The organism is Arenibacter catalasegens (assembly GCF_002909235.1).
GTDB classification, from domain to species: domain Bacteria; phylum Bacteroidota; class Bacteroidia; order Flavobacteriales; family Flavobacteriaceae; genus Arenibacter; species Arenibacter catalasegens.
The window spans coordinates 14,528-40,480 of sequence record NZ_PHQQ01000023.1 but is presented as its reverse complement, the minus strand read 5'-3'; the positions used below and the strand labels follow the sequence as shown (position 1 = coordinate 40,480).

At 39.2% G+C, this 25,953-nt stretch carries 24 protein-coding genes; 10 read left to right on the top strand and 14 right to left on the bottom strand.

Annotation, left to right across the window (positions count from 1 at the left end; all coding sequences use genetic code 11):
• The first annotated feature begins 48 nt into the window (after positions 1-48).
• The gene (locus CWD90_RS16655) at positions 49-471 is read left to right on the top strand and encodes a doxx family protein (RefSeq protein ID WP_103477206.1); all 423 of its coding nucleotides are present in this window, start codon (positions 49-51) and stop codon (positions 469-471) included.
• An 84-nt stretch (positions 472-555) separates the two neighbouring features.
• Here CWD90_RS16655 and CWD90_RS16650 read toward each other — a convergent pair whose 3' ends face one another.
• The gene (locus tag CWD90_RS16650) at positions 556-2,127 is read right to left on the bottom strand and encodes an SDR family NAD(P)-dependent oxidoreductase (RefSeq protein WP_103477205.1); all 1,572 of its coding nucleotides are present in this window, start codon (positions 2,125-2,127) and stop codon (positions 556-558) included.
• Between the two features lie 433 nt (positions 2,128-2,560).
• Between CWD90_RS16650 and CWD90_RS16645 the strand changes: the two genes are divergently transcribed.
• Positions 2,561-3,421, top strand: coding sequence for a hypothetical protein (locus tag CWD90_RS16645; RefSeq protein ID WP_103477204.1), 861 nt, complete (start codon positions 2,561-2,563; stop codon positions 3,419-3,421).
• A 21-nt stretch (positions 3,422-3,442) separates the two neighbouring features.
• Here CWD90_RS16645 and CWD90_RS16640 read toward each other — a convergent pair whose 3' ends face one another.
• Positions 3,443-4,036, bottom strand: coding sequence for a hypothetical protein (locus CWD90_RS16640; protein WP_103477266.1), 594 nt, complete (start codon positions 4,034-4,036; stop codon positions 3,443-3,445).
• Positions 4,037-4,232: 196 nt separating this feature from the next.
• Here CWD90_RS16640 and CWD90_RS16635 point away from each other — a divergent pair, with 196 nt between their 5' ends.
• A complete protein-coding gene (locus CWD90_RS16635) occupies positions 4,233-4,577 on the top strand; it encodes a HopJ type III effector protein (protein ID WP_103477203.1) in 345 nt (114 codons plus the stop codon).
• 61 nt (positions 4,578-4,638) lie between these two features.
• On the opposite strand, the gene CWD90_RS16630 is transcribed toward CWD90_RS16635, so the two are convergent.
• From CWD90_RS16630 to CWD90_RS16580, 11 genes are all read right to left on the bottom strand, one after another.
• Complete coding sequence (locus CWD90_RS16630; RefSeq protein ID WP_103477265.1) at positions 4,639-5,400, bottom strand: glucosamine-6-phosphate deaminase; 762 nt, start codon at positions 5,398-5,400, stop codon at positions 4,639-4,641.
• Between the two features lie 10 nt (positions 5,401-5,410).
• Entirely contained in the window at positions 5,411-6,652 is a 1,242-nt protein-coding gene (locus tag CWD90_RS16625) for an Nramp family divalent metal transporter (protein ID WP_103477202.1), read from the bottom strand.
• A gap of 73 nt (positions 6,653-6,725) precedes the next feature.
• Positions 6,726-7,895, bottom strand: coding sequence for an N-acetylglucosamine-6-phosphate deacetylase (locus CWD90_RS16620; protein ID WP_157941262.1), 1,170 nt, complete (start codon positions 7,893-7,895; stop codon positions 6,726-6,728).
• Between the two features lie 108 nt (positions 7,896-8,003).
• Complete coding sequence (locus CWD90_RS16615) at positions 8,004-8,813, bottom strand: 3-keto-disaccharide hydrolase (RefSeq protein WP_157941261.1); 810 nt, start codon at positions 8,811-8,813, stop codon at positions 8,004-8,006.
• A 2-nt stretch (positions 8,814-8,815) separates the two neighbouring features.
• Entirely contained in the window at positions 8,816-9,808 is a 993-nt protein-coding gene (locus CWD90_RS16610) for a Gfo/Idh/MocA family protein (protein WP_103477199.1), read from the bottom strand.
• A 9-nt stretch (positions 9,809-9,817) separates the two neighbouring features.
• Positions 9,818-11,170 (bottom strand): Gfo/Idh/MocA family protein, encoded by a 1,353-nt coding sequence (locus CWD90_RS16605; protein WP_103477198.1) that lies wholly within the window; start codon positions 11,168-11,170, stop codon positions 9,818-9,820.
• A gap of 57 nt (positions 11,171-11,227) precedes the next feature.
• The gene (locus tag CWD90_RS16600; protein ID WP_103477197.1) at positions 11,228-12,313 is read right to left on the bottom strand and encodes a DUF6807 domain-containing protein; all 1,086 of its coding nucleotides are present in this window, start codon (positions 12,311-12,313) and stop codon (positions 11,228-11,230) included.
• A 9-nt stretch (positions 12,314-12,322) separates the two neighbouring features.
• Positions 12,323-13,390 carry a LacI family DNA-binding transcriptional regulator gene (locus tag CWD90_RS16595; RefSeq protein ID WP_103477196.1) on the bottom strand — a complete coding sequence of 356 codons (1,068 nt, stop codon included), beginning with the start codon at positions 13,388-13,390 and terminating at the stop codon, positions 12,323-12,325.
• Positions 13,391-13,637: 247 nt separating this feature from the next.
• Positions 13,638-14,399, bottom strand: coding sequence for a CDP-alcohol phosphatidyltransferase family protein (locus CWD90_RS16590; RefSeq protein WP_103477195.1), 762 nt, complete (start codon positions 14,397-14,399; stop codon positions 13,638-13,640).
• A 208-nt stretch (positions 14,400-14,607) separates the two neighbouring features.
• Positions 14,608-15,624 carry a Gfo/Idh/MocA family oxidoreductase gene (locus tag CWD90_RS16585; protein ID WP_103477194.1) on the bottom strand — a complete coding sequence of 339 codons (1,017 nt, stop codon included), beginning with the start codon at positions 15,622-15,624 and terminating at the stop codon, positions 14,608-14,610.
• 76 nt (positions 15,625-15,700) lie between these two features.
• On the bottom strand, positions 15,701-18,331 hold the full coding sequence (locus CWD90_RS16580; protein ID WP_103477193.1) for a valine--tRNA ligase: 2,631 nt from the start codon (positions 18,329-18,331) through the stop codon (positions 15,701-15,703).
• A 198-nt stretch (positions 18,332-18,529) separates the two neighbouring features.
• On the opposite strand from CWD90_RS16580, the gene CWD90_RS16575 reads away from it, so the two are divergent.
• On the top strand, positions 18,530-18,916 hold the full coding sequence (locus tag CWD90_RS16575) for a DUF1573 domain-containing protein (protein ID WP_103477192.1): 387 nt from the start codon (positions 18,530-18,532) through the stop codon (positions 18,914-18,916).
• Between the two features lie 60 nt (positions 18,917-18,976).
• On the opposite strand, the gene CWD90_RS16570 is transcribed toward CWD90_RS16575, so the two are convergent.
• Positions 18,977-20,311, bottom strand: a complete 1,335-nt coding sequence (locus tag CWD90_RS16570) for an aspartyl protease family protein (RefSeq protein ID WP_239986547.1) — start codon at positions 20,309-20,311, stop codon at positions 18,977-18,979.
• Positions 20,312-20,463: 152 nt separating this feature from the next.
• Between CWD90_RS16570 and CWD90_RS16565 the strand changes: the two genes are divergently transcribed.
• From CWD90_RS16565 to CWD90_RS16540, 6 genes are all read left to right on the top strand, one after another.
• The gene (locus CWD90_RS16565; RefSeq protein WP_103477190.1) at positions 20,464-21,654 is read left to right on the top strand and encodes a pyridoxal phosphate-dependent aminotransferase; all 1,191 of its coding nucleotides are present in this window, start codon (positions 20,464-20,466) and stop codon (positions 21,652-21,654) included.
• The gene (gene murB, locus CWD90_RS16560) at positions 21,654-22,670 is read left to right on the top strand and encodes a UDP-N-acetylmuramate dehydrogenase (protein ID WP_103477189.1); all 1,017 of its coding nucleotides are present in this window, start codon (positions 21,654-21,656) and stop codon (positions 22,668-22,670) included. The genes CWD90_RS16565 and murB overlap by 1 nt, the downstream gene beginning before the upstream one ends.
• A 199-nt stretch (positions 22,671-22,869) precedes the next feature.
• Positions 22,870-23,439: an RNA polymerase sigma factor gene (locus CWD90_RS16555; protein WP_103477188.1), complete on the top strand. Its 570-nt coding sequence runs from the start codon at positions 22,870-22,872 to the stop codon at positions 23,437-23,439.
• 84 nt (positions 23,440-23,523) lie between these two features.
• Positions 23,524-24,282: an anti-sigma factor gene (locus CWD90_RS16550; protein ID WP_103477187.1), complete on the top strand. Its 759-nt coding sequence runs from the start codon at positions 23,524-23,526 to the stop codon at positions 24,280-24,282.
• A gap of 79 nt (positions 24,283-24,361) precedes the next feature.
• Positions 24,362-24,565: a membrane or secreted protein gene (locus tag CWD90_RS16545; protein ID WP_103477186.1), complete on the top strand. Its 204-nt coding sequence runs from the start codon at positions 24,362-24,364 to the stop codon at positions 24,563-24,565.
• 33 nt (positions 24,566-24,598) lie between these two features.
• Complete coding sequence (locus tag CWD90_RS16540; protein ID WP_103477185.1) at positions 24,599-25,165, top strand: RNA polymerase sigma factor; 567 nt, start codon at positions 24,599-24,601, stop codon at positions 25,163-25,165.
• Positions 25,166-25,953: the final 788 nt, after the last annotated feature.

The following is a 25,953-nucleotide window of genomic DNA, read 5'->3' as shown; positions in this document are numbered from 1 at the left end:
GAACATTTACTATCTGACTAGACAATCAATACCAACAAACTGTAATAAATGTTGAGATTAACCCAAAATGGCAGAATGCTATGTATAAGTATTGGTATTGTCTACCTATGGTTTGGCGTACTAAAATTTTTCCCCGGATTGAGTCCAGCGGATATACTGGCCAAACAAACCATTTCATTATTGACCTTTAATTTTATTCCTGAAAATGTGGGAATATTATTGCTTGCGGTTATGGAAGTTGCAGTTGGTCTGTGCCTAATTTTTAATATTCAAATCAAAACAATAATTGTTGTAGCGATTGTCCATTTAGTCCTAACATTTATCCCTGTAGTGTTTTTTCCGGAAGTTTCCTTTTCTAAGGCTCCATTTTCCCTCACCTTGGTAGGGCAGTATATTATTAAGAACATCATAATTATTAGCGCCCTGCTTTTGATATACCAAAGACCTTATAATAAGATTTCCGGTAATTAAATATGTTATCCCCACTGCTTCCCAAAAAACAAAATACCGGCAATAGACCCAACTCTGAAAGAAACCTTTAAGTAATATTGCTTATTACCAGTCTATGGGACGGTAATCTTTAAGGAACTTACCGCACCAGTGCTTACCAGTGTTAATGCCGTCTATCAACGGATCCAATACCCTAGCGGCACCATCAACAATATCCAACGGCGGTTGAAAATCATGGATTTCCTCCTTACTTTTAGACAATTCTATAGGATCCTCGTCCGTTACCCAACCCGTATCCACAGCATTCATATATACCCCATCCTTGGCAAAATCCAATGCGGAAGTATGTGTCATCATGTTCAATGCTGCCTTGGCCATATTGGTATGTGGGTGCCTATCCTCCTTATAAAACCTATGGAATTTTCCTTCCATAGCGGATACGTTTATAATATGTTTTTTACCTGTATTTTCCCGACGCATAAGTTTAGATAAGCGGTTGCAGAGTACAAATGGTGCAATGGCATTTACTAATTGTACCTCTATCATCTCCGGGGTTTCAATTTCGCCTAATTTCAATCTCCAACTATTTGTCTTGCGGAGGTCTACCTGCTGTAGGTCGGCGTCCAATTCTCCTTCGGGGAAAACTTCTTTGGTAGAAAGGGAACTATCAAAACTATAAGGAATCTGGGAAAGCCTGGCAGAAGCCCTTATTCCAATTCCAGGTTCTGGTGCGTGCCAATTAACGGGTAATGCATTATTTTGGGTACTTGCGGTTCCTTTGGTTAGGCTATTAAGTTCCTGTAAGCAAAAATCGTGATCGGACAATACTTCCCGTGCCCGTGGAGGTAACTCCTGAAAAGGCACTTCCTCGTTTTTCATTAGATGCTGGTAAAATCCTGCAGGCCTTCTCACCGTTTGGGCAGCATTGTTGATCAAAATATCCAATCGGTCGTATTGTTGTTCTATAAAATTGCAAAAGATTTCGACACTTGGGATGTGCCTTAGATCCAGGCCATGAATTTTTAATCTGTGTCCCCATTCGTGAAAATCCTCTTCCTTGGAGAAACGCAATGCTGAGTCTACCGGAAACCTTGTTGTGGCTACTACTATTGCACCCGCCCTTAACAATATTAAAGTGATGTGATAACCAATTTTTAACCTAGAACCGGTAACTATAGCCACCTGCCCGCTAAGGTCGGCGGATTGAAAGCGTTTAGCATAATTAAAATCGCCACATTCTGGACACATGGCATCATAGAAGTGATGTAACTTGGTATATACCGTTTTACAGACATAACAATTTCGAGGGGATTCCAGTTCCAGCGCGTCCAAAGTCTCCTTAGTGGGTGCAGACAACAATTTTGGGGCTACAAAAATAACTGCTTCTCGAGCACTTCTTATCCCTGTTTCCTTACGTGCGTGCTTATCGCGCTCTATCATTTTGCGTTTGGCCGCCTTGGCTGCGTTTTTTTTGCGCTGTTTAAACTCACTTTTAGCTGGCCTAGATAATTGCCCAGCTGCCTTTAGCAAGGCCACTCTTTTTTCCTCTGGAAGTTCGAATACAGTGTGTCCGTTTTCAACCAGCTTCTCTAGAAGATATATACACTGATCGATCTCTTCCGAACTGACCTTACCCAAGACATTTCCTTGCCCATCTACCAGATTGTTACTACCCATTTCCCTGAAATTTTCTAAAAATTAAAACCGTGCAAATGTAAGGTTTAATTCAAAACCTCGTCTTACGATTAATCGCCGTCGCTAATTACTGGCAATTAAAGCTTATCTAGGCATAGATTGACTAAAAATAATCTCGGATAAGCACTATTTTAATTCGTTTTGCATTTAACTTGGGAAATCCCCTATTGAAATGGCATGACATCTTACTTAAGCTTGAAAATGATATTTATCAATTACCTATTCAGCTTGAAAAAGAGGACTTTTCCCCTCTTCAAAATACATTTTCAAAAATCACTTTTCAATTCTGCCTAACTTCCAATACCATTGATTGATTGATTGATTCCTTACATATTTGGAACAACATACTCAATTGAAAAAGCATCCTATTTTTCAATCTCCTTCAAATTCCCCCTTATTAAAAGCATTTCTCATAATGAAAATTATTGGTTTTAAAGTAGTATTATTACTTCAATTATTCTTCGTCTTTAACTTAGTCGCACAGGAACAAAACCCTAGCTTGTTTACAGCCCATAATAAAGGCAAATTCACTTTTAGCTGGGGAGCAAACCGCGCCTCCTATTCAAAATCGGATATAACCTTTACAGGTAAAGATTATAATTTCACCTTGTACGACGTTTCGGCACATGATCGTCCCAAAGGTTGGCATATAGATTACATAAACCCAACTAGGTTGACTATTCCCCAGACCAATTTTAAAATTGGGTATTTTATTTCCGATCATTATAAAATTTCGTTGGCACTAGATCACATGAAATATATAATGACAACTGATCAATTCGCCAACATTAGTGGGAGTATAAATTTGGAAGATTCCGAGTCGGGATCATTGTATAACGGGGATTACAGGAACGTTCCAATCCAATTGTCCAAGGATTTTCTAGAATTTGAACATACTAACGGCCTCAATTACATACAAACCAAAATTGCACGATATGATGATATTTCATCATTGTTCAATATCCAAAAAACGGATAAATTACAAGTAAATATTCTCGAGGGGCTAGGTGCCGGAATTTTGTATCCCAAAACCAATACGACTTTATTACAGAAACCGCGCACGGACGAGTTTCATCTCTCCGGATATGGAATAACATTATCGGCTGGACTAAACATTACCATATTTAAACATTTCTTTGTACAGGGTGATTTGGCCGGAGGATTTATAAATATGAATGACATTAAAACTACACATGAACCAACTGACCGTGCATCTCAAAAATTCTTTTATTTACAAAGAATAATTAGATTAGGTGGCATCTTTAAAATTTTCTAGACAATAGAACAATAAATATCCCTAATCAAACGGACCCACCATAATATGCGCCCTATGAGTTCCGGGATCCATTAGCCATGGCATTCCAGGAGCATGTGGTTTGTCCGGTAACCCTGTAGATTCCACAGTTGCAAAAGGCGTGTAAATTACATATCTGAATTTTCCATTTTGCAATTCCCCCGTAGCGGTATTGTAATCTTCGGATTTTCCATAATATATATACATCATACTAGGCTCCTTGGGCATTTTCAATTTCCCGGAAGCCACTTCCTTTGCACGAATTTTCTCCCTCTCCTCTCCGGCCAAATCCTTTGCTGATAGTGCCCTGCCACGAGCCATAAACGGTTCCAATTTTTCGGAATAACAGGCCACATTGACGCCATCCTTATTTGGATTATCACCAATACAGACCAAATTATTTTTCCCCTTACGCAATACCACCAATTTCCCTGAATTATCATACCCATATACCATAGCACCTTCCTTCTTATCTTCAGGAGCAGGCAACACTGCCGTTTTAATTTGAATGTCGCTGGGAAGAACTTCCATTTTAAGCTCTTGAGACATTAGAGGAAAAGCTGAAAGCAATAACATGACTAGAATTAGTTGTTTCATCTGTTTATATTTAGCGTCGTTATTAATTATTATCATATTAGGAAATAGCCTAATCGAATTTTATTCAATTTCATTAAAGATAAAAAATAAGGACCTAACACATAATAGAAATAATGAATAATTAACTTCGGCAAATTGCCAAAGTTTTTAAAGGGATAATCTAAATTTACGTCTTAAAATTAAATCTCTCCCTAATATGACGGTTTACGAATTTCTCAACAAACTTAAAAACACCGCAGAAGAAGTGTCTTTTGGAGATACCATAAACATAATAGATACCTATTACAATTTTTCACCTTCAAGGTTTACCAACGGGGATGTAATAAACGAGGCTGGTGAAAATTCAGGTTCTTGTAAGGTATTCTCATTTGCCCAACATCATAAATTAAGCAAAGTAGAAACCTTGGCTTGCTTTGGCTCCTATTACAGAAAAGATGTTTTGGAAAACCCGGATGGCACAGACCATCAAAACATTCGAAATTTTATGGTTACCGGTTGGGAAGGTATTTCCTTCGATCATGAGGCCTTGGGCATCAAGTAAGATGTTTCAATGCCCAGGCTGACCTTTAGGTATTACTAATTTAAGTTATATCAATTAAAATTTACTTGACCATAGATGCCGAAGCTTTGTCCAAAAAAAGCACGGTTTCCTTGTGTGTCCTAAGTATAGAGGCGGGACAAGTAGTACTTATTTCTCCGTACAGGGTGTTATATACGGCCTGAGCCTTTCTTTTATCCGGTACCACACAACTAATGGCTTCGCAATTCAATATAGCGGTAATGGTCAGCGTAAGAGCCTCTTTAGGCACATCGTCAAAAGTTGGAAACCACCCCTCACCAAGTTGTTGATTTCGACAGGCCTCATCCAACTCCACCAATTTTACCAATCGGGGATCTTTAAAATCGGCCACTGCCGGATCATTAAAAGCTATATGCCCATTTTCTCCAATTCCGATACAGGCAATATCTATAGGATGTACTTTCAGTGCTTCTTCATAACTCTTTAGTTCGTTCTCCAAATCTTCCACATCCCCATTTAAAAAATATACCTTTTTCGGTAACACATTATTCAAAATACGTTCCTTAAGATATTTTCTAAAACTAGCCGGATGGGATTCTGAAAGCCCCTTGTATTCATCCAAATGAAAAACGGTTATTTTTTTCCAATCGATTTCCTTTTTCTGCAAAGCCTCTAAAAATGAAAACTGTGATGCTCCTGTAGCCAATATAAGATTGGCTGCACCTTTTTTAGCTATGGCCGCATGTAATTTCCCTGCAACGTAATCAGCAGCGGCTTCTCCCATGTCTTTAGTCTCTCCATAAGTTTTGACCGATAAATTTTCGATATATAATGATTTTTCCATTGTTTGTTTTTTAAATAAATTCTGCAATTGCAAACCAAGTGGTTAGCAGTGAAAATAGGATTACCGCCACTAGGCCAAGATTAAGCTTAACACTGGCTTTATTTTCTCCCATCAATTGTTTTTTGTTGATTAATATATACATTGGCACTGCTACTGCTGGCAGAATACAGGCCTGGAAGGCTTGTGAAAACACCATAAGCGCAGGAGGTCTTTCCTCCAAAAAAACGGTCCCGAAAGCAAATACCAAGGCACCAATGATAAGCACTCTGGAAGAGGTCGAATGAATGTTTCTTGGTGTTCCCCTATAATCGGCAATCAACCACGGAGCGATCAATACAATCGGAAAAATAGTGGAGAGTCCAGCCCCAGTAATCCCAATTATCAGTACAAAAGCGGCCAATTTACCACCCAAAGGTTCAAATAAGGATATCATTTCTACAGTATTGTCTAATTTCATCCCAGAAATATGCAAGGTTCCTGCAGCAACAGCCATAATAACACCACTCAACAATAACATCATAAAGGCAGACACAAAGGCATCTGTCTTTTCCTTTTTTAGATCATTTATACCCCATCCCTTTTCTGCCACTACCGTACTTCTCATAACAAACACTGCTGCCGAACACGTTGTTCCGGTAATGGCGGCAATAAGGCCCAAAGCTCCGGGTGTGTCCGGAATACTTGGAACCATACCGGATAGAATATCTGCCATATCTGGACGAACCATAATAAAAACCACCATAAAAGACATTCCCATAAGGATAACCAAGACTGTCAATACTTTTTCAAAGACCTTATAACGGCCAAACCATAAAAAGAACGTAAGTATCACTACAAAAAATAGAATAAGCCACACCCTTTGGACCACTAGTCCATTATACGCGAGTCGTATTCCTTCCTGTACTAAATCTGCCACGATCCCCATTACCCCCATAAGGGCCAATAGTTCCCCAATAATGAGCACTAGTATGATATAGAGCGAGAGTATCCAACCCCATTTAAATTCTTGTTTAAAATTAAATAGGGCAGTCCTACCGGTCACTAAAGTTACCTTGCCATAGGCAATCATTAAAATGTAGGTGAAAATGCAGGATAGTACCAATGCCCAAAAAAGGCTCATTCCGTATTCTGCTCCGGTCTTGGCCATGGTGGTAACACTACCCGTTCCTATATTGTAACCAATAAGAAAAAGTCCTGGCCCAACAGCACTTAGTCCCAATAGTATTTTTTTGATTATTGAATTATTGCCCATACCGTACTTAACTCTATTTAATTATCTATACTTAATTTGTTTTTTCCTTATTTAAATTCTGAAGAAGCTATAATTAATCTTTAGAGTACACCAATTGGCCGGACACAAATGTTTTTTGAATAATCACCTTATTATCAACCAACTGAAAAAGAATTAGATCTGCCTTTTTCCCTTGCTCTATTTCACCCAGTTCCTTTAATGAGAACATTCTTGCGGGATTGGTACTTGCCATTTGTATGGCATCCTTAATGGTGCATTGGGTATAATCCATTATCACCCCTACACAAGCACTAATAGGGGAAGCCGCGCCGGCAAGGACATTTTCCTTGGGTAATTTAACCACATTGGGGGTTAGCAATAGCGTACGCTCTCCGCGGGTATATTCTCCCGGTGGCAGCCCAGCTAAATCTAAGGCATCGGAAACCAAAATAGTTCTATCCGGCCCTTTTACCTTATAAAAACTGCGAACTTCCTCCTTGGTCAAATGAAATCCGTCTGCTATTAAACTTGGCGTAATCCTATCATCGGCCAACTGTGGCCAGAGCGGATTATGATGCCTGTTGATCTCGTTGGCACATCCATTTCCAAGGTGGGTAGCCATTTTTGCACCGGCATCTATAGCCTGCCCAATATCGGTAGCGCTACCATTGTGATGTCCTAAAGCCACTATAATACCGTTGGTAACACATTTCCTGATAAAAGGGATGGCCCCTTCCAATTCTGGAGCTAGGGTAATTAATTTTATACCGTTGTTGGCTGCCCTCTGCAGCTCCTGAAATTCTTCCCAGTCGGGATTTTTTATATACTTCTCCAAATGGGCGCCCCTAAAACCAGGTAGCGGCGATATGTATGGACCTTCCAAATGAAATCCAGGTATTGAACTACCTATTTCCGGATCTTTTTGTGCTTGGGCCAGAACAGCAAAGTTCTTTTTCATTCTATTAAAATCGCTCGTAATGATAGTCGGAAAATAGGTGGTAACCCCAGCCTTCCATAGTGCCTTAGTAGCCTTCCGTATTCCTTCAACCGTAAGGTCGGGTCCTGAAAAATCAACGCCCATAAATCCATTGATCTGGACATCTATCAAACCTGGGGCCAAATACATTTTGGGAACGTCACCCTCCTTGTTAAGGCGGTTAATTCCTGTAATTTTTCCGTTTGTTGTGGAAAGGGAGACCAACCCTTCGTCGGAATACAAAACTCCCTCTATCCCGTCCGCATCATTAGACTGTGACTTTGCCATATTACAAAAAAAGAATAGTGCTATAATTAATGTACATTTAAATTTCATAACAATTTGTTGAATTTACACAAGGCTTACCAAAATCAATTAAAACAAAAACTAACCACCCTATTTAATTTTACGAATCTTAATATTCCTAAACCAAGCATCATCCTTATGGTTTTGAAGGACGATATGACCGTTTTGCTTTTCTAAAAACCCTGGAATATCTACATATTTGCTCATTTTATATAAGGAATCCAAATGCTTGGAACCAAATTCATAGGAAACCACTTTTTTACCGTTAAGCCAGTGCTCAACATGTGTTCCATTGATCAATATCCGACTCGTATTAAACATCCCGATAGGTCTTACAATTGCATTTTCAGCGGCAATCATATCATAGAGACTCCCAGTGTATTGAGAAGGTTTTAGTTTGCCCGCATAAAGGGTATCGGAATCGTCAAGTAATTGGTATTCAAACCCTAGAGCGGAATGTTCTGAGCCGTATTTTTGCGAGATTTCTTCGGATACATTGTATTTTAACCCAGTGTTGCCCGCTTTTAATATTTTCCAATCAAAAGACAATTCATAATTATCAAAAGTGGCTATGGTTATTAAATCACCCCCATCCATAGGCTGACCATCCGGCATGGAAGGAACCTCACCGCTATTCAATTTTCGTATGCTGCCATCCTCAATTTTCCACAGTTCGCTCTGAACATCTTCTCTCCCCAAACCTCGCCAACCCCTGAACGACACGCCATCAAAAAGCAACGCCCAGCCTTGCTCCTTCTCTAAATCGGTTAGACTATTATTCACTGGTACAACAGCTTTGACCTCTTCCGTTTTCTTTTCGTCTTTACAACCCATAAATACCAATGCAGCTATTAGGGCAATAGTCCAAAACCGGTGTATGCCATTCTTACTCTTCTTCATATTCATAGATTAACAGTTTCCCAATTGTCTGTAATAATTGATTTTTGAATCGCTTCCAGCACAGCAATGCCATGGATGATGCTTTCGTGGCTCCGGGGTTCCTTTCCTGTACTGAACATAGTTACCATATCCACATAGTTTCTATCCGGATCCACCTTTTCCTTTTTGGATTTCAATTCCACCACCCCTTCATCTGTCTCAATAAAGGTCTGCCAGCCGTACTTTTTGGAGGTAATTATCAAGGTCGCCATCCTACCATTTTCAAATACCAGGCTAGCACTACTGTTTAAATTTTCTTTATCATTTTTATTGAACCTAGCGGAAACAATTTTTTCATCAAAAAGATAGATAAGGGGTTCTACCATATGCACACCATAAAAGAAAAAGCCACCATAAATGGAATTTATATCGGCCTTGCCATAACAGGTTACCTGATTTATATCTTTCATATTCGCCAGTTGCTCTCTCATATCCTCTGTGGCATAGCTATGGGCTATGGAGCTATAGGAAGTAACCGGAGTCCCAACTGTTCTTGCCATCTCTAGGAATATTTTTGCCGCCTGGCTGCTATAGCAAAATGGCTTATCGATAAAGGTGGGTATCCCGGCCTGTACGAACGGTAGTGCCGCATCTAAGTGAAGATCGCCATACCGATGATCTACAATCAATGCATCGATCTTGCCCATCATTTCCGATGGATCTTTTACAATAACGGGAATGCCGGCTTCGTCCTTGGCCAATTGGGCAAATTCTTCCTTTTCGCCCCAAATGTATTTAACCTCCCAACCTGGAAACTTCTTATCCAGATTGAACATTTTCCCAAAACCTCTGCTGTGGGAGTTTTCAGCACCTATGATACCAATAATCTTGGTTTTCATTACCGACTTTTTCCTTGATTTCAGTTGAGAAAATAAGGGTGATGGTAAGGACAGTGCCAATGTTGAAAAGGCAGCCCCTTTACCCAGTTTTTCCAAAAACGATCTTCTATTTGCCATATTTTTATATTATAATTTCATTTCCCATCCTTTTTCATAAGAACGGCTCCATAATTTTTGAGCGTCATTATCCCCTAAAATATGTCCATTTTGAGGATCAATATTCAATGATCTACCGTTACGTTGCGCAATATTTCCCAGTTGTACCAACAAGGTACTTTTATGTCCCGAGTCTATGTCTGCATTTAGAGCTGCCCCGTTTAAAATGGCATCGAACATATTTTGTATGTGTAAAGCATCCAATAGCTCTGCTGGATTCGATTTATTCCTAGGGTCTATAACTTGGGTGTTTTCCACCTCTTTTACCAGTTTACCCTCCAAATCGAAAATAGTATAGCTATTACCACTTGGTATTAACATGCTACCATTTTCTCCATAGAACATAACACCCACGGCACTTCCTTCTATGGGCTTTCCGTTACAGCTCCTTCCTTCCCAGGACATGGATTTTCCGTCGGAAAAATCCAAATTGATCACTTGGGTATCCGGCGCCTCCCAATCGTCCTGATATCTATACCTACCACCATTTGAGCTAACCTTAACAGGATAGTCTACCTGCATGCCCCAGCGCAATAAATCTATCATATGGGTGCCATTATTTAAGGCTTCTCCTGTACCCCAATGCCATAACCAGTGCCAATTATAGTGTACAATATTATCTTTATAATTTCTTCTAGGTGCCGGACCTTGCCAAAGGTCCCAGTCCAACCACTTAGGAACCTCTACTTCCTTCCCTATTCCAATGGATTGGCGGTTATTGGTATACCACCCCTTACCAAAATATACCCGTCCAATGGCACCAGACTGCAAGGCTTTTATACCTTCAACTACATTGGGCCATGAGCGGCGCTGGTTTCCCATCTGTATTACCTTTCCATATTTTTTAGCTGCCTGCACCAAAATTTCACCCTCATTAGGGTTATGGCTACAGGGCTTTTCCACATATACGTGTTTTCCTGCCTCCATGGCCAGGAGCGAAGCTGGAGCATGCCAATGATCTGGAGCGGCAATAACCATGACGTCCACATCTTTGCTCTCTAATGATTTTCGGAAATCGGTAAAAGACTTTGGCTTCCTACTTTGCCGGTCCAGTACATTGGCCAAACACTTTAGGACGGCCCTACTATCCACATCACATACATGGATTACCTCACTGTTCTTTTGACTTGCAAAATTTTGGGCCAAGGCGTTCCCCCTACTGTTAACGCCCATCATAGAAACATTTATACGATCGTTGGCACCTAGTATACGAGCATAACTTTTAGCACTAAATTGAGGTAGTAATCCAGCAGTAGCAATTAGAGCCGAACTGGCAGCTGTTTTTTTTATAAAACTTCTTCTTGAGTTTGTATTTGATTCCATTTTATCAAGGTTTGAACGTTAATTGTAATCCTTATCTACTATGACTCCCAAAAATAGCTAGTATAGACCCGAGAATTCCATCCCAAGGTCATTGATCTCCTCTTCAGAGATTTCCCCAGAACATACTAGGGTACGAAAAGCAAAACGAACCGAGTCTCCCTTTTTTAAACTCAAGTTCATTGATTCCTTACCGTCGGAAAATACATTCTGCCCTAATGGATTTACCGCAAAAAGACCATAGCCACGAGCGTGCCAATAGGCGGGGTAGCCTGGGTTCTTCTTATGGTCAAGAATCACTACCGCAACTTTCTCATCCTTGTATTTTCCAAAAAGTTTCATCCATTTGGCCCGGGTACCCCAAACATCCTCACCTACAATTCCTTCACTGCTTAGATAATCTCCAGATACCACATCATTATTAATTACTTTGATGGTTTCTGGATTTCCATGTGCATCTGTCAGCGTAAGCGGATCATCTGAAGGTAGTTCCAGTTCACGACTAACCCTTATGGCGAACATTCCTTCTTTGGTATCCTTGAATAAAATATCCTCTTGGGCCGTTAAAGTACTTATCCAGTCAATGATCCTGACCTTGCCCTTATCCATAAAATGAAACTCAATGTCTTCTGTAATTTGGGTATTCCCTCCGGCTTCCCATTTGGTTTTAACACGGATAGTCCCTTGTGCATCATCGGCTTTAGCCTCAACTACCTCCTGATGTCTTATTACCCCACTATAGGCTTTTCTGTCTTCTGGCGTTGCCTCTGAGTGCCCCCAATAGTCAATACCATTTACATCACCATAATTCATCCATATGCCTATATGGTGTGGATGATCTGCACGCTCACCCGCTACAGTCTTCAATGGATATTTACGCGTAATTTCCGTGCCTTCCGAAGTTACTATGGGCCACAAACATGGCTTCATAATATTATCCGGGTAGATATACGAAGTAAACAATTCATCCCCGAAGTATACATCCACTTTTTGTTCAGACACTTTATTTTCTACCCTAATGGCCGATTTTTCTACTTCTTTTGCAGTATCTGCCTTATTCTTATTGGACTTTCCATTGCCACAAGAACTCAGAATTAGGAGCATGAGAGTGCAAACAGGTAATCTTAATTTAATTCCTTTTTTCATTTATAACACTTATTGAAAATTAATATAGTAGTCTACGTTTTCCTTAATAATTATATCCAAAGGCACATACTGTACTTTGGATGGCATTTTTTTATAAACAAAAAAATCGAACAAGGTCTTTACCGCTGTAACCCCTTGAAATACGGGTCTCTGAGAAATAATATAATCTATATTTCCATTTTTCAGTTCGGTCACATTTCCGGGAACAATATCAAATCCCACCACCTTTATATCCAGTTCATGCAAGGCGTGATACCTAGAAATTAGATGTGCCCTGGAATTACTAACAAACACTCCCTTAGTACCTGGATTTTTGATATAGTACTTAGTCAGCTCCCTACTCACCTCTGTCTCCAGGGTAGAAGGTATGGTAATGGAATTTATTTTCCTATTTGCCAATGCAGTATTGGTTTTAAAAAATTCCCTAAATCCATTTTCCACAATTCCAGTATGGGAACTATTTTCAAGGCCCTTTACCAGATTTACAACAAGGATATCATCGGCAGGGCCCAAAATAGAATTCAATAATTTTCCTGCTATATATCCACTACCCTTTAAATCAGGACCGATATAACTAAGGTTTTTCTTATTTAAAATATTGGCATCAATAAAGACATAGGGAATATTCCGTTCCTCCAACTTCTTCATAAACCATAGACTTTCCTTTTCAAATAGGGGAGCCAAAATAACGCCACTAGGATTCCGGTCTAGTATGACATTGGCATTGTTTATAAAACTCGATTCGTCAAACAAACTGTACTCGTAGGAATCCAGCTCCATCCCAAAGTCCCTATTAACTTCAATAGCCTGATCAACACCTATTCTTGGCAGCGTCCAATAACTTTGCAAAGTGGTAGCTTCCGGAAACAGCGTACATACCGTAAACTGCTTTCCTAGCGCTAAAGTCCTTGCCAACAGGTTGGGATTAAAACTCAGCTTCTCAATGGCCTCTTCTACTTTTTTTCTTTTGTCGATGGACACTTTACCCCTATTGTGCAAAACCCTATCAATGGTTCCAATGGAAACATTGGCATAGTTTGCCAAATCCTGAATAGTGGTTTTCTTATTTTTTACCATCGTAATAAAACATTCACAAATGCATAAAAATTAAATATTTACAAAAGTGTGTAGGTACACAAATATAAAAATATTATCAACATATTTGGTTTTTATCCAAAATATATCCCGATTAAATCGATTGGATTATTAAAAATGTGTAAGCACACACTTTTAGGAACAAGCTAGAAATTCTTCGAAATAGAAACTTTATCACCATTTGCCCTTTGTTACTACAGTGGTGAAATAATCATGTTTTTCGGATGGCTTACAACGACCTCCTTATAGCGATAAACAAGAAAATAAATATGGAATAAATAATAAAAAAGGGAATTATGTAGTCCGCCCAACCTAAAACAAGCATAACACTTATGATCAAAAGTTGAAACCCTAGGCCGAAGGTAGAAACGGCAGTCATTAGCCAATTTGGAAAACGCTTGCCATTGGCAGCTTCGGCATCCAACTTATAAATAATATGATCGAAGCTCCCATAAAGGACCTTATACCACCAAAAAAGGATATTCACATTTCGCTGATGCTCCCCTACCATTGCCACTGGTGTCCCAGATTCAAAAATTCGACTTGTAACATCGCCCTGAAATTTATTTCTTAAGATTACGTAGTAATAGTTATATAAGGTTCCCTGCAGCTGCAAACCTAAAAAGGCAAGCACAGTTAAAACAAAATCGGCCGTAGTTATACGCCAGAGTACCAAAAATATGAGGATATTCAAAACAATATCGGATACAGAGTCAAAATATCGACCAGTATAGGAAGGTGTATCCTTTAACCGTGCCAACTCACCATCCGCCGCATCCAAAATAGATTTTAAAATATAAAACAGGGCTGCGAGCCAATTATATCCATAATACATACAACCAACAGCAATAACACCCGAGATAAAGAATCCAAAAGTTATATGAATAGGGGTTACAGCGGTTGCCTTTAGCGCGTTCGCAATAAGCCTAGCTATTGGCCTCCCATAATCCGAAAGGTCTAAAAATTTGTGGTCCTTGGGTAATTTAGACATTTTTAGCTTTTTTTATGGAGCATTTTTAATGACTTAGTTACCTAAATTTTAAAACAGCACACTATTTTGTAGTTACCTAAATATACGATTAAATAAAATTGAAATTATTTACATCGTTAAAAAACAAAGGTATCGTTATTTAGCTTTTTACTGGAAATTGGGACGTTTAAAAAGAATGAAAAAAAGACCAATCACAGACAACTCTTATTTACTTTTCCAAAATTTCCAATTGTATAACAATATCCCTTTCGGAAATAGGGTATGGAACACCGTCTATAATGGACTTATAAACATCCGTAAACAAATTAATATAGGACGATTTTGTTGATTCAATTTTTTCTATTTGCTTTTCGCCATTCGTTGCAATCGTGGTAAGTACCCCAAATTTATCCGTTTCCTCGATTCCGAACAACGGGTCCATTGGATTCATTCCTGCCAACAATTGCTGCTCTTGAATATCCGTTCGCGGCTTAACAAAGGTACCCTTAGTACCATTAAGAACAAATGAAGCTTGTGGCTGCACCACCAACATGCTCATGGTTATAAACACTTGCACACCCTTGGGATACATCAAATGTATATGCCCATAATCATCCACTTGGGTCTTGGGCCTAAATTGCCCAGTGTGCTTTCTCCATTCCAATGGATATCCAAAAAGTGCTATTGTCGCGTCCAGTAAATGAGGACCAAGATCATACATGAGGCCACTTCCAGGCACTGGGGTTTCCTTGGCCAGTTTAGGACCAATATGATGGCGGTATCGATCGTACCGCATATGGACCTCTACCAGAGACCCAAGCTTACCAGAGTCCAATACACTTTTAACGGATAGAAAGTCGCTATCATACCTTCTATTCTGATAAGGAAGAATGTAAAGCCCCGCTTTTTTTGCCTCCGCAAAAAGTTCTTTAGCCTCTGAGCTGGTAACACAAAATGGCTTTTCTACCAAAACGTGCTTTTTGGCCTTAAGCGCCTTTAGGGCGAATTCGAAATGCGTAAAATTGGGCGTATTTACTATTACCAGCTCAATGTCCTTATCCGCTATAAGCTGATCAACGCTATCGTAACTTTTGATATCGGGATAACTCTTGTGAGCTAATTTCTTACTTCTCTCAACAACTCCTATTAAGTGAAACCCAGGATGCTCATTTAAAAATGGGGCATGGAATAATGTACCCGACATCCCAAAGGATAGCATCCCTGTTTTTATTATTTTTTGCGCCATAATCAAGATGATTTCATTTTACCATGTGTCATTTTCCTTTAACCGAGAACATCTTAATTTCAGGACCTTTAATTTACTACTCCAAACTGGCCAAACTTTTTTCCAGGGTATCGATCTTGGCAAGGGCATCGGCTTCCTTTTGTCGTTCCAAGGCAATGACCTGCTCAGGTGCATTGTTCACAAATCGCTCATTGGACAATTTCTTACGGACCGAAATCAGGAAGCCCTTGGTATATTCCAATTCTTCTTCCAACTTTTTAATTTCCACCTCAATATCAATGGCACCGATCATGGGCACAAAATACTCATTGGATTTCACCCTAAAGGTCAGAGCCCCGTCCACGGCACCGCTTACATAATCAAGAGCCGATAAATTGGTTAACTTGGTGATAACCACATCCCAATCCCGAGAAATGTCCCCATCATTCAATACTGCCAATTGAAGAGCTTCTTTCATAGGAATGTTCTTTTCCTTTCGAATGGTTCGTACTCCGGCAATTACCTCCGCAGCAAAATTAAAACCTTCGATCAATTCCTCATCCACAACTTGTACGCTTGGCCATTTAGCAATTACCAAGGCCTGTTCCGGTGTTCTATCTGCAATGTGCTGCCAAACTTCCTCGGTCAAGAAGGGCATAAAAGGGTGCAATAATTTTAAGTTTTCTTCAAAAATATGGATCACTGCATCAAACGTAATTCTATCTATAGGCTGTTGGTAGGCAGGTTTGATAATTTCCAATAACCAGGAACTATAATCATCCCAAACCAGTTTATAGATAGCCATTAAGGCATCCGAGATACGATACTTGCTAAAATGATCCTCAATTTCCGCAAAGGTTTTGTTGAATTTAGCGGTATACCACTCAATACCTAATTTGGAAGCTTCTGGCTGCTGTAGGTCGGCTACCTCCCATCCTTTAACCAATCGGAATCCGTTCCATATTTTATTGGCAAAGTTTTTTCCTTGTTGACACAAAGCCTCATCGAACATTAAATCATTCCCAGCAGCAGAACTTAACAAGAGTCCTACACGAACGCCGTCGGCCCCATAATCCTCGATCAATTTAAGGGCATCAGGTGAATTTCCGAGCGATTTTGACATTTTACGTCTTTGTTTATCGCGAACCAATCCAGTAAGATATACGTTTTCAAAGGGTTTTTCCTGACGGTATTCGTAACCTGAAACAATCATTCTAGCCACCCAAAAGAACAAGATATCCGGTCCGGTAACCAAATCATTGGTAGGGTAATAGTACTCTATTTCCTTATTATTGGGCTCCAAAATACCGTTAAAAACACTTATCGGCCAGATCCAAGAAGAAAACCAGGTATCCAAAGCATCTACATCCTGTTTTAGGCCTTCCAAGGTCAACTCCGAATTTCCAGACTTTACCCTGGCCAATTCCAAAGCCGCCTCCTTAGTTTCTGCTACCACAAAATCTTCCTGTCCGTCTCCAAAATAAAAAGCCGGAATTTGTTGTCCCCACCATAATTGTCGAGAAATATTCCAGTCCCGGATGTTTTCCATCCAATGGCGATAGGTATTTTCAAATTTTTTCGGGAACAACTTAACATCTCCATCCTCTAAAACTGCCTTTATTGCTGGTTTGGCCAATTGTTCCATGCTCAAAAACCATTGATCGGACAATCTTGGCTCTATGACCGCTTTAGTTCTTTCAGAAGTACCAATTTTATTAAGATGTTGCTCCGTTTTCACCAAAAAGCCCTTTTCCTCCAATTCCTTTGAAATGGCTTTTCTGACCACAAAACGATCCTGACCTTCATAATGGAGTCCAAAGCTATTTAAACTGGCATCCTCATTAAAGATATCAATGGTCTCCAGATTGTGCTTTTCTCCCAAAGCCTTATCATTAACATCATGTGCAGGGGTTACTTTAAGACAACCCGTTCCAAATTCGATGTCGACATATTCGTCTTCAATAATAGGGATTACCCTATTACATATGGGTACTATAGCATTTTTACCCTTTAAATGGGAATATCGATCATCATTCGGGTTAATACAGATTGCGGTATCCCCTAAAATGGTCTCGGGTCTAGTTGTAGCAATGGTCACTGTTTCGTCAGAACCATCTATTTTATATGTCAAATAATACAACAACCCTTGTCTTTCCTCATAAATTACCTCCTCATCGGACAAAGTTGTTTTGGCCTCTGGATCCCAATTCACCATGCGATAGCCTCTATATATCAACCCTTTGTTATATAGGTCCACAAAGACTTTAATAACAGAAGCGGACATATTGTCATCCATGGTGAACTTGGTGCGGTCCCAATCGCAAGAACAGCCCAATTTCTTTAATTGTTCCAGGATAACCCCGCCATACTCATGGGTCCAATCCCAAGCGTGCTTCAAAAACTCCTCCCGAGTAATATCTTTTTTATCTATTCCCTGCTCCTTTAGTTTAGCCACCACTTTGGCCTCCGTGGCTATGGAAGCGTGATCGGTTCCAGGTACCCAACAGGCATTTTTCCCCATTAAACGAGCCCTACGAATCAACACATCCTGTAGGGTATTGTTCATCATATGCCCCATATGCAGAACACCGGTAACATTTGGTGGAGGTATAACAATGGTATAAGGCTCCCTATTATCCGGTATGGAATGAAAATAATTATGCTTTGTCCAATAGTCGTACCATTGGCCCTCTATCTTTTGAGGCTCATATTTTGAAGGAATTTCCATTGTTTGGAACAGTTTTTGCTTACCCTAAGCGGGCGATTACTAATTGAATGCAAATTTAGTATTAAACTTGCTGTAATTCTAAGGTTTTTGACCAATTAGAAATACGAAACAAAAATAAGTAACGTTATTACATAACAAAAGAATTTTGGAGGTTCATTAAAAACATTTACTTTTGAAATTCACCAAAAACTAAAAAAAATGAAAAAAATAGTACTAGTTCTATTTATTGGTCTCTTAGGATTTGGCCTTACCGCTCAAGAAAATGCAGCGAAAATTAAATTCAAAACGGAAACCGTTGATTATGGTGAAATCGCAAAAGGTAGCGATGGCGTAAGGGTATTTGAATTTACTAATACCGGAAATGCACCACTTGTTATCAGTAAAGTTAGCTCTAGTTGTGGGTGTACCATCCCAAAAAAACCAGAAGATCCAATTTTACCAGGTAAAACAGGTGAAATACAAGTAAAATATGATACTAACAGAGTGGGACCCATTGCAAAGGCAATTACTGTAATTTCCAATGCCGACACCCCAACCGTAGTGTTAAAAATAAAGGGAAAGATATTACCTGTAGAAGGCAAATAAATTCTTCTCTAAAAACATTAAGCTTGTTGAGTACTTAATTAAGTATTTAACGAGCTTTTTTTATTTAAAGACATCTTTAAGAACGTAAGTAATCAGCATATCCCTTTGATAACGTTCTATTAGGACCTTCACCCTTTTGCCTTCCTTTTCATTGAGCATATGCAAGATCTGTTGAAGCTTGTATTTATGTATCTTCTTTCCATTCACAGCAAGAATAACATCGCCTTCCTGCAAACCCGCCTCATGGCCTGGACTACCGGCACGTATTCCCGAAACTATAATCTCTGGAACCACACTAAGTCTGGTCCTATTCTCGAAAAGCAATTGCACATCCCCAAAAGATTTACCACTATCCTTTACCACCAACCCTCTGGGATCAGCAAGGCTTTCGGAAATATAACGAACGCCATTATGCTGAATATCAATTCCGCTCAAATTAAAGTCAAATGGGCGATTAAAGAGTGCATTTTTACGTAAACTAAGTGTGCGTTCCCTATAATTGAACACCAGTGTAAATCTTTTTAGCACCTCCCCTCCCAAACTACCATTTCGATCTCCTAAGGAAGTGATGGAATTAAAATACTGCAAATCCGGAAATGCAACTTTGGCATCCTTTAATTGAAAACTGCCCAAGCTAATTCCTTCTATTTTTGTCCTCTTCCCAAAAACGCTGCCACTAAGTCCCTGTCCCAAAAAATCTTCATAATTGTTTTTCGGCACGCCCAACCCCTTACCAATATCCTCAAAAAGCCATATGGCATCAGAGCTGCCGGAGTCTACTAAAAGTTTAACGGGAATGCTGTGTTTATTTTTCATTAACACATGCCCCTGAACATAGGCTTTGTTTTGAACTATGTGCAATGGCAGGGTTTGTGTCCTAGCCTTCTTTGGGCGCTTGTACAATTCAGGGAAATGTAGTTTAATAAATTTGGAACTATAATTTATCTCAACCACAAAATCCCTAAAGAGATCATACCCTATAATACCATGAACCGGTAAACCAAGCCTAGGCGACAGATTAAGCTCCTTATCCATGACCACATACAACAATTGATCATTATTGATCGCTTTACCAATTTTAAAAACATTGCCACTAGAGCTCAACGCATCAATGGCATCACCCTCTCCGAGGCCTTTAATGGCAATTTCCGAAACATTGTTTATTTGAATGGAATCCTTATCCGATAAATTAAAAAGTATGGGCTTATTTACCCCTGAATCCAATATAAATGAAAGATTTGTGCCATTGACTTCTATTGGAACAATAATGAGATTATTGACCAGCTTAAATTTTATTTTTTGGTATTTTTCACCAATCGGCAATTCGTAATTTTGAGAAAATAATACAACCGGAAAACACCAAATAAGGAAAACCATATGTTTTAAAAACATCATCTTTTCTCTATTTTAAGTAACCTATTCCTTTAAATTTACAAACAATTTATTATGCCACAGAATGATTTAACATATTACTATTGAATCAAATAAGGCTGTTTAATTGTTTTGTCCATATTGATTTCCCATTTTTGCTAAAAATTAAAACTCTTATGCCATCAATATCACGAAGAGGCGAAACAATGCCCGAATCACCTATTAGAAAATTAGTGCCTTTTGCTGAAGCTGCACTAAAGCGAGGAATTAAAATTATTCACCTAAATATTGGCCAACCCGACATCAAGACCCCTAAAATTGCCTTAGATGCCGTAAAGAACAATACGCTTGAGGTATTGGCCTATAGCCGAACAGAAGGTTCCGAAACCTACAGGGAAAAAATTGCCGGCTATTACGCCAAGAACCACATACATGTAGAAGCCGATGATATAATGGTGACAACGGGAGGTTCGGAAGCCCTCTTCTTTGCCATGGGCACTATAGCTGACAGTGATGATGAAATAATTATCCCTGAACCCTTCTACGCCAATTACAACGGATTTGCGAACGAAACAGGAGTTAAAGTCGTCCCTATCGTTTCCCATATCGAAGATAATTTTGCATTACCTGCTATCGAGGAGTTTGAAAAATTAATCACTCCTAAAACTAAAGCTATATTAATTTGCAATCCCGGCAATCCGACGGGATATTTATACAGTAAGGAAGAAATAAGAAAACTTGCAGCTATTGTTAAAAAGCACAACCTGTTCTTGGTTGCCGATGAGGTGTACCGTGAATTTACGTATGACAATAGGGAACATTATTCCATTCTACAGGAAGATGGATTGGAGGAAAACGCCATTATAGTAGACTCGGTTTCCAAAAGATACAGTATGTGTGGCGCCAGAATTGGGTACTTGGTCTCTAAAAACAAGGAAGTGATGCAGACCGCCTTAAAGTTTGGCCAAGCTCGACTTTCTCCACCGACCTATGCGCAGATAGCCTGCGAAGCCGCCTTGGACACCCCACAGAGTTATTTTGATGATGTAAAAAAGGAATATGTGCAACGCAGGGACGTCCTTGTCTCCGAACTGAGTAAAATTGAGGGAGCGGTAGTAGCCAAACCTCAAGGAGCGTTCTATTGTATTGTCCAACTTCCTATTGAAAATGCAGACACTTTTGCCAAATGGTTATTGGAGGATTTTAATTTGGATGGGGAGACAGTAATGGTAGCCCCTGCAGCTGGTTTCTATTCTACGGAAGGCCTGGGCACAAACCAGATCAGAATTGCCTATGTGTTGGAAAAAGAAGATTTGAAAAGAGCGGTCCACATTTTAAAGGAAGCCTTAAAGGTATACGTTGACTAATGGATATCCAACAAGACATATCCCTTAAAAATTACAATACCTTTGGAATAGATGCAAAGGCCAAATTCTTTTGCGATATAAACTCTATCGAGGGACTACAAGAAATACTTAAAGTCCAAGATTACCCCCCATTTTTTGTTCTTGGAGGCGGCAGCAACATGCTAATAACAAAGAATTTAGAAAATCTAGTACTGTATATCAACCTACAGGGAATTGAGGTAATATGGGAAAACACCAATGAGGTATGTATTAAAGTTAATGCTGGTGAAAATTGGCATCAAATGGTGTTGTGGACCTTGGATCAGAACTATGGCGGTTTGGAAAATTTATCCCTCATCCCTGGAAACACCGGCACCGCACCAATTCAAAATATAGGTGCTTATGGCGTAGAATTACGGGACACCTTTGTAAGTTGCGAGGCCATGGAAATAGGCACCCAGAATCTAAAAACCTTCACTAAAGAGGAGTGCCAGTTTGGATATCGGGATTCTTATTTTAAAAATGAAGGACTTGGAAAATATATAATTACTTCGGTCAATTTTAAATTATCCAAAAGAAATCACCATCTAAATATTGGCTACGGGGCCATTGTTTCAGAATTACAAAATTGTGGAATTACAGACCCTAGTATCAAGGATGTCTCCAATGCTGTTATTACCATCCGAAAAAGTAAGTTGCCAGACCCTAAAGAATTGGGCAACAGCGGAAGTTTCTTCAAAAATCCCGTAATAGGCAGGGCGGAATTCGATAAATTTACGAAGGTATATCCGGACGCCCCCTTTTATAAGGTATCCGAAAATGAATTCAAGATTCCTGCGGGCTGGCTAATAGAGCAATGTGGATATAAGGGAAAGCGATTTGGAGATGCCGGGGTACATCGCAATCAAGCTTTGGTATTAGTTAATTACGGGAATGCAACAGGCAAGGAGATCATTGAGCTGGCAGAAAATATTATGGACGGGGTCCTAAAAAGGTTTGGAATAAGAATTACCCCTGAAGTCAATATCATAAAATAGCCCCTGACAAATCAATGACAGGGGCTATACCAAACCAAACTAACCAAAAATTAAATGCACAGTTACCAGCTGTCCATTTATCTATTTAAAACGCTAAGTATAACAATCAATTTTATAATTTAGCGTTTGTGTATATACGAGTAGAATTAGGGTATTGGATGATTGCCAGGAAACTTTTTTTTGAGAACACACCTATTATATGAGCATACTATTGGAAAATCATATTGTTGAGCTCCTTCAGGAGCGAAATGACAAGGCCATTTCACTCCTATACGAACACTATGGGGACACACTCTTTGGTGTGGCCTACAAAGTTGTGCGCGATGAAGATTTGGCTCAAGACGTGGTACAGGAAAGCTTTGTTAAAATATGGAAAAAATCAGATTCCTACGACCCTACAAAAGCCAAATTATTTACTTGGCTCTTTAGGATTACCCGTAATACGGCAATAGATAAATTAAGAAGTGCAAACAACAAATCTGATAAGGAAATCCAAATGGATGTTTCCGACGTATATAAACTAGGAACTGAAGGAATAAATCCCGAATTAATAGACGTTCAGGATAATTTGGATAAAATAGATTCAAAATATCAAATTGTATTGGACGCCCTGTTTTTTCAAGGAATGACCCAACAGGAGGCAAGCGAAGAATTGGACATACCACTAGGCACTATTAAATCTAGATTAAAAATAGGGCTCAGGGAATTGAAGAAAATATATGGTTCAACAATGGTGTTCGCCTTCCTACTAAGTTTATTTATGAATTAAAGCACAACGTGTTAAGATAAAAGCGCAACAATTAGGCCGACTTAAAAGCATATCCAACCCAATGGTGCTACAAAAACTAAAGCCATGAAAGAAAAAATTAGAATATTTTTAGAAACAGACCTCCTAGAGAAATACCTTTTGGGAAAAACTTCACCTGAGGAAGCGTTGCAGGCAGAAAGATACATTGCTATGTATCCTGAAGTTAGAAATACGTACATAGAATTACAGGAGAACCTTGAAATATTTGCCAAGTTACATGCCATTAAAACTCCTGCCGGTTTAAAAGAAAGAGTTCAAAATAGGATCAAAGCGGAAAATTCCGGTAGAAAAAAATTCTATAGATACGCCGTTGCAGCCAGTTTTGCAGCCTTGGTATTTGCAGGAGCGTCTTATTTCTTTTGGAACCAGAATCAAAGTTTACAAGAGGAAAATGTTATTGTTAACAATAAGATTCAAAACTTGGAAGAGAATATGCGCTTGCAGTTGGAGGATGTTAGAAATCAATTTATAGTCCTTAATAATCCCAAAACGAAGCGAGTTTCGGTTAAAGGCAATAACAAAGCTAAAGAACTTAAGGCCGTAGCCTATGTTAACCCGGTGAAAAAATTGTCCTATATTAATGTGAGCAAATTACCAAACTTGCCAGAAAACCAGTGCTACCAAATGTGGGCCGAGGTTAATGGGCAAATGCTTAACTTAGGAGTAATACAGGAAGCAAACAATAGCGAGAAGTTAATGGCACTTCCCTATGGGGAGAATGCCGTTGGGTATATCACCATAGAACCAACAGGAGGCAATTCCAGTCCTACAATAGAAAATATTGTGGCCAATATCTCCTATTAGGAATCAAGACTTAAAGTAATCCTAATCCTTCCTAGGAAGGTTATAAATTTCATATCTTTGCATAAAATAATGTAGGGATATGAAATTTTTACTTTTAACTATAGGGCTACTCGCACTGGCTTTTGCCGGTATCGCAATAAAAATATGGTCTAAAAAAGACGGGAAATTTGCAGGGACATGCGCCAGTCAAAGCCCATTTTTAAATAAAGATGGTGAAGCATGTGGCTATTGCGGCAAACTTCCTACAGAACAGGACTGCAAAAAAGATTCCATAACGCAATAGCCCCCCTGATTGCACTTTATATAAAACCTCATCTTGGACAAAACCGAAGAACCACTTCCCCAACTTATTGAAAAGGCCAAACTAGGCAATCAGATTGCCTTTAGCGCATTATTAAATAGTTTTTGGAACGACGTTTACGGATTCCAATTGATCCGCACCAAAAACGAGAACGATGCCGAGGATATTACCATCCAGACATTCTCTAAAGCTTTTGACAAGATACATACCTTTGATGATGCCTATGAATTTAAGACCTGGCTTATTGCCATTTCCAAAAATCTGCATATAGATCTTATTCGAAAAAGCAAAAGGAACGTCTTACAAGGTAACCAGGAAAGCAGTAACGAAGCCATAAAAAAGGTTTTGGATGATGGCCCGTCTCCAGAAGATAGTTTGATAACGGAACAAAACTTGGCCGCCTTACTGGGATACATCAAAAGACTAAAACCGCATTACCAAGAAGTTATAAACCTTCGCTATTTCCAGGAACTCCCATATGCCGAAATAGCCGAAAAATTGGGAGAACCCATCAATAATGTAAAAGTAAAATTATTACGGGCAAAAAGACTTCTTGCCGAAATAATTAAAAATAATAATTAATACAGATTATTCTATACACATTTCAATGGCTACATGATACTATTGGACAAAAGAACCGAGACCTTCGGTTTTAGATGTTACACAGAAAAAAATAAGATAATTAGTATCCAATAACGTCCTACAGAATAAAACTTATGTTGAAATTATTCTTTCATTTTCTTTGCTTGTCCAAAGAAAACGAAACAAAAGAAAAGACCCTTCTTCACTAGGTGGGCCCCAAAATCTTGGGATTTTATGGACCGATGCCATGGCCTAAATTATCTCCAAGGCTTCAATAATTCTTTACGGCCATGCCATCTCCACAACGGAAGAAGATCTACCTAACAATAGACTTTGGAGACAATATTTAATAGTACTCACTAACTGGAAATGGTTTTTAGATACCTGGGGTTGAAGGCATAAAGTAACGGACTATTTTCAAATTCGTTTTAAATCAAGTGGTTTTCACATTGGGCAAAGGCAGCTAATTAACGAAATGGCCTGGCTATAGCTGGCTCCTCTTAACCAATGTACACTGTACCTTGGTTTTTCGGCCCTGGCCGTTTTTTGGGCAATGCAAAAAATGAACATAACACGAACTCTGGGATTGTTTAAGATATCTTTTTCCAATTCACATACAACTTTTGAGATCAACCCAATAAAACTGCTCGTATTCTGGCCCTCTTCCAAACTTTTTCCTTTTCCCAAGCTCCTGCCTAATGTCTCATTTCACGTCCCTTATTTATTTATTTAGCCCATTAAATTCGCAGAGGAACTGGACAGACTGTTTCATTACCACACTTTGCCTC

Excerpts from the sequence above, each read along its gene's own strand:
- CWD90_RS16655 (WP_103477206.1), top strand. The coding sequence starts at position 49 with ATGTTGAGATTAACCCAAAATGGCAGAATGCTATGTATAAGTATTGGT.
- CWD90_RS16650 (WP_103477205.1), bottom strand. The coding sequence starts at position 2,127 with ATGGGTAGTAACAATCTGGTAGATGGGCAAGGAAATGTCTTGGGTAAG.
- CWD90_RS16645 (WP_103477204.1), top strand. The coding sequence starts at position 2,561 with ATGAAAATTATTGGTTTTAAAGTAGTATTATTACTTCAATTATTCTTC.
- CWD90_RS16640 (WP_103477266.1), bottom strand. The coding sequence starts at position 4,036 with ATGAAACAACTAATTCTAGTCATGTTATTGCTTTCAGCTTTTCCTCTA.
- CWD90_RS16635 (WP_103477203.1), top strand. The coding sequence starts at position 4,233 with ATGACGGTTTACGAATTTCTCAACAAACTTAAAAACACCGCAGAAGAA.
- CWD90_RS16630 (WP_103477265.1), bottom strand. The coding sequence starts at position 5,400 with ATGGAAAAATCATTATATATCGAAAATTTATCGGTCAAAACTTATGGA.
- CWD90_RS16625 (WP_103477202.1), bottom strand. The coding sequence starts at position 6,652 with ATGGGCAATAATTCAATAATCAAAAAAATACTATTGGGACTAAGTGCT.
- CWD90_RS16620 (WP_157941262.1), bottom strand. The coding sequence starts at position 7,895 with ATGGCAAAGTCACAGTCTAATGATGCGGACGGGATAGAGGGAGTTTTG.
- CWD90_RS16615 (WP_157941261.1), bottom strand. The coding sequence starts at position 8,813 with ATGAAGAAGAGTAAGAATGGCATACACCGGTTTTGGACTATTGCCCTA.
- CWD90_RS16610 (WP_103477199.1), bottom strand. The coding sequence starts at position 9,808 with ATGGCAAATAGAAGATCGTTTTTGGAAAAACTGGGTAAAGGGGCTGCC.
- CWD90_RS16605 (WP_103477198.1), bottom strand. The coding sequence starts at position 11,170 with ATGGAATCAAATACAAACTCAAGAAGAAGTTTTATAAAAAAAACAGCT.
- CWD90_RS16600 (WP_103477197.1), bottom strand. The coding sequence starts at position 12,313 with ATGAAAAAAGGAATTAAATTAAGATTACCTGTTTGCACTCTCATGCTC.
- CWD90_RS16595 (WP_103477196.1), bottom strand. The coding sequence starts at position 13,390 with ATGGTAAAAAATAAGAAAACCACTATTCAGGATTTGGCAAACTATGCC.
- CWD90_RS16590 (WP_103477195.1), bottom strand. The coding sequence starts at position 14,399 with ATGTCTAAATTACCCAAGGACCACAAATTTTTAGACCTTTCGGATTAT.
- CWD90_RS16585 (WP_103477194.1), bottom strand. The coding sequence starts at position 15,624 with ATGGCGCAAAAAATAATAAAAACAGGGATGCTATCCTTTGGGATGTCG.
- CWD90_RS16580 (WP_103477193.1), bottom strand. The coding sequence starts at position 18,331 with ATGGAAATTCCTTCAAAATATGAGCCTCAAAAGATAGAGGGCCAATGG.
- CWD90_RS16575 (WP_103477192.1), top strand. The coding sequence starts at position 18,530 with ATGAAAAAAATAGTACTAGTTCTATTTATTGGTCTCTTAGGATTTGGC.
- CWD90_RS16570 (WP_239986547.1), bottom strand. The coding sequence starts at position 20,311 with ATGATGTTTTTAAAACATATGGTTTTCCTTATTTGGTGTTTTCCGGTT.
- CWD90_RS16565 (WP_103477190.1), top strand. The coding sequence starts at position 20,464 with ATGCCATCAATATCACGAAGAGGCGAAACAATGCCCGAATCACCTATT.
- murB (WP_103477189.1), top strand. The coding sequence starts at position 21,654 with ATGGATATCCAACAAGACATATCCCTTAAAAATTACAATACCTTTGGA.
- CWD90_RS16555 (WP_103477188.1), top strand. The coding sequence starts at position 22,870 with ATGAGCATACTATTGGAAAATCATATTGTTGAGCTCCTTCAGGAGCGA.
- CWD90_RS16550 (WP_103477187.1), top strand. The coding sequence starts at position 23,524 with ATGAAAGAAAAAATTAGAATATTTTTAGAAACAGACCTCCTAGAGAAA.
- CWD90_RS16545 (WP_103477186.1), top strand. The coding sequence starts at position 24,362 with ATGAAATTTTTACTTTTAACTATAGGGCTACTCGCACTGGCTTTTGCC.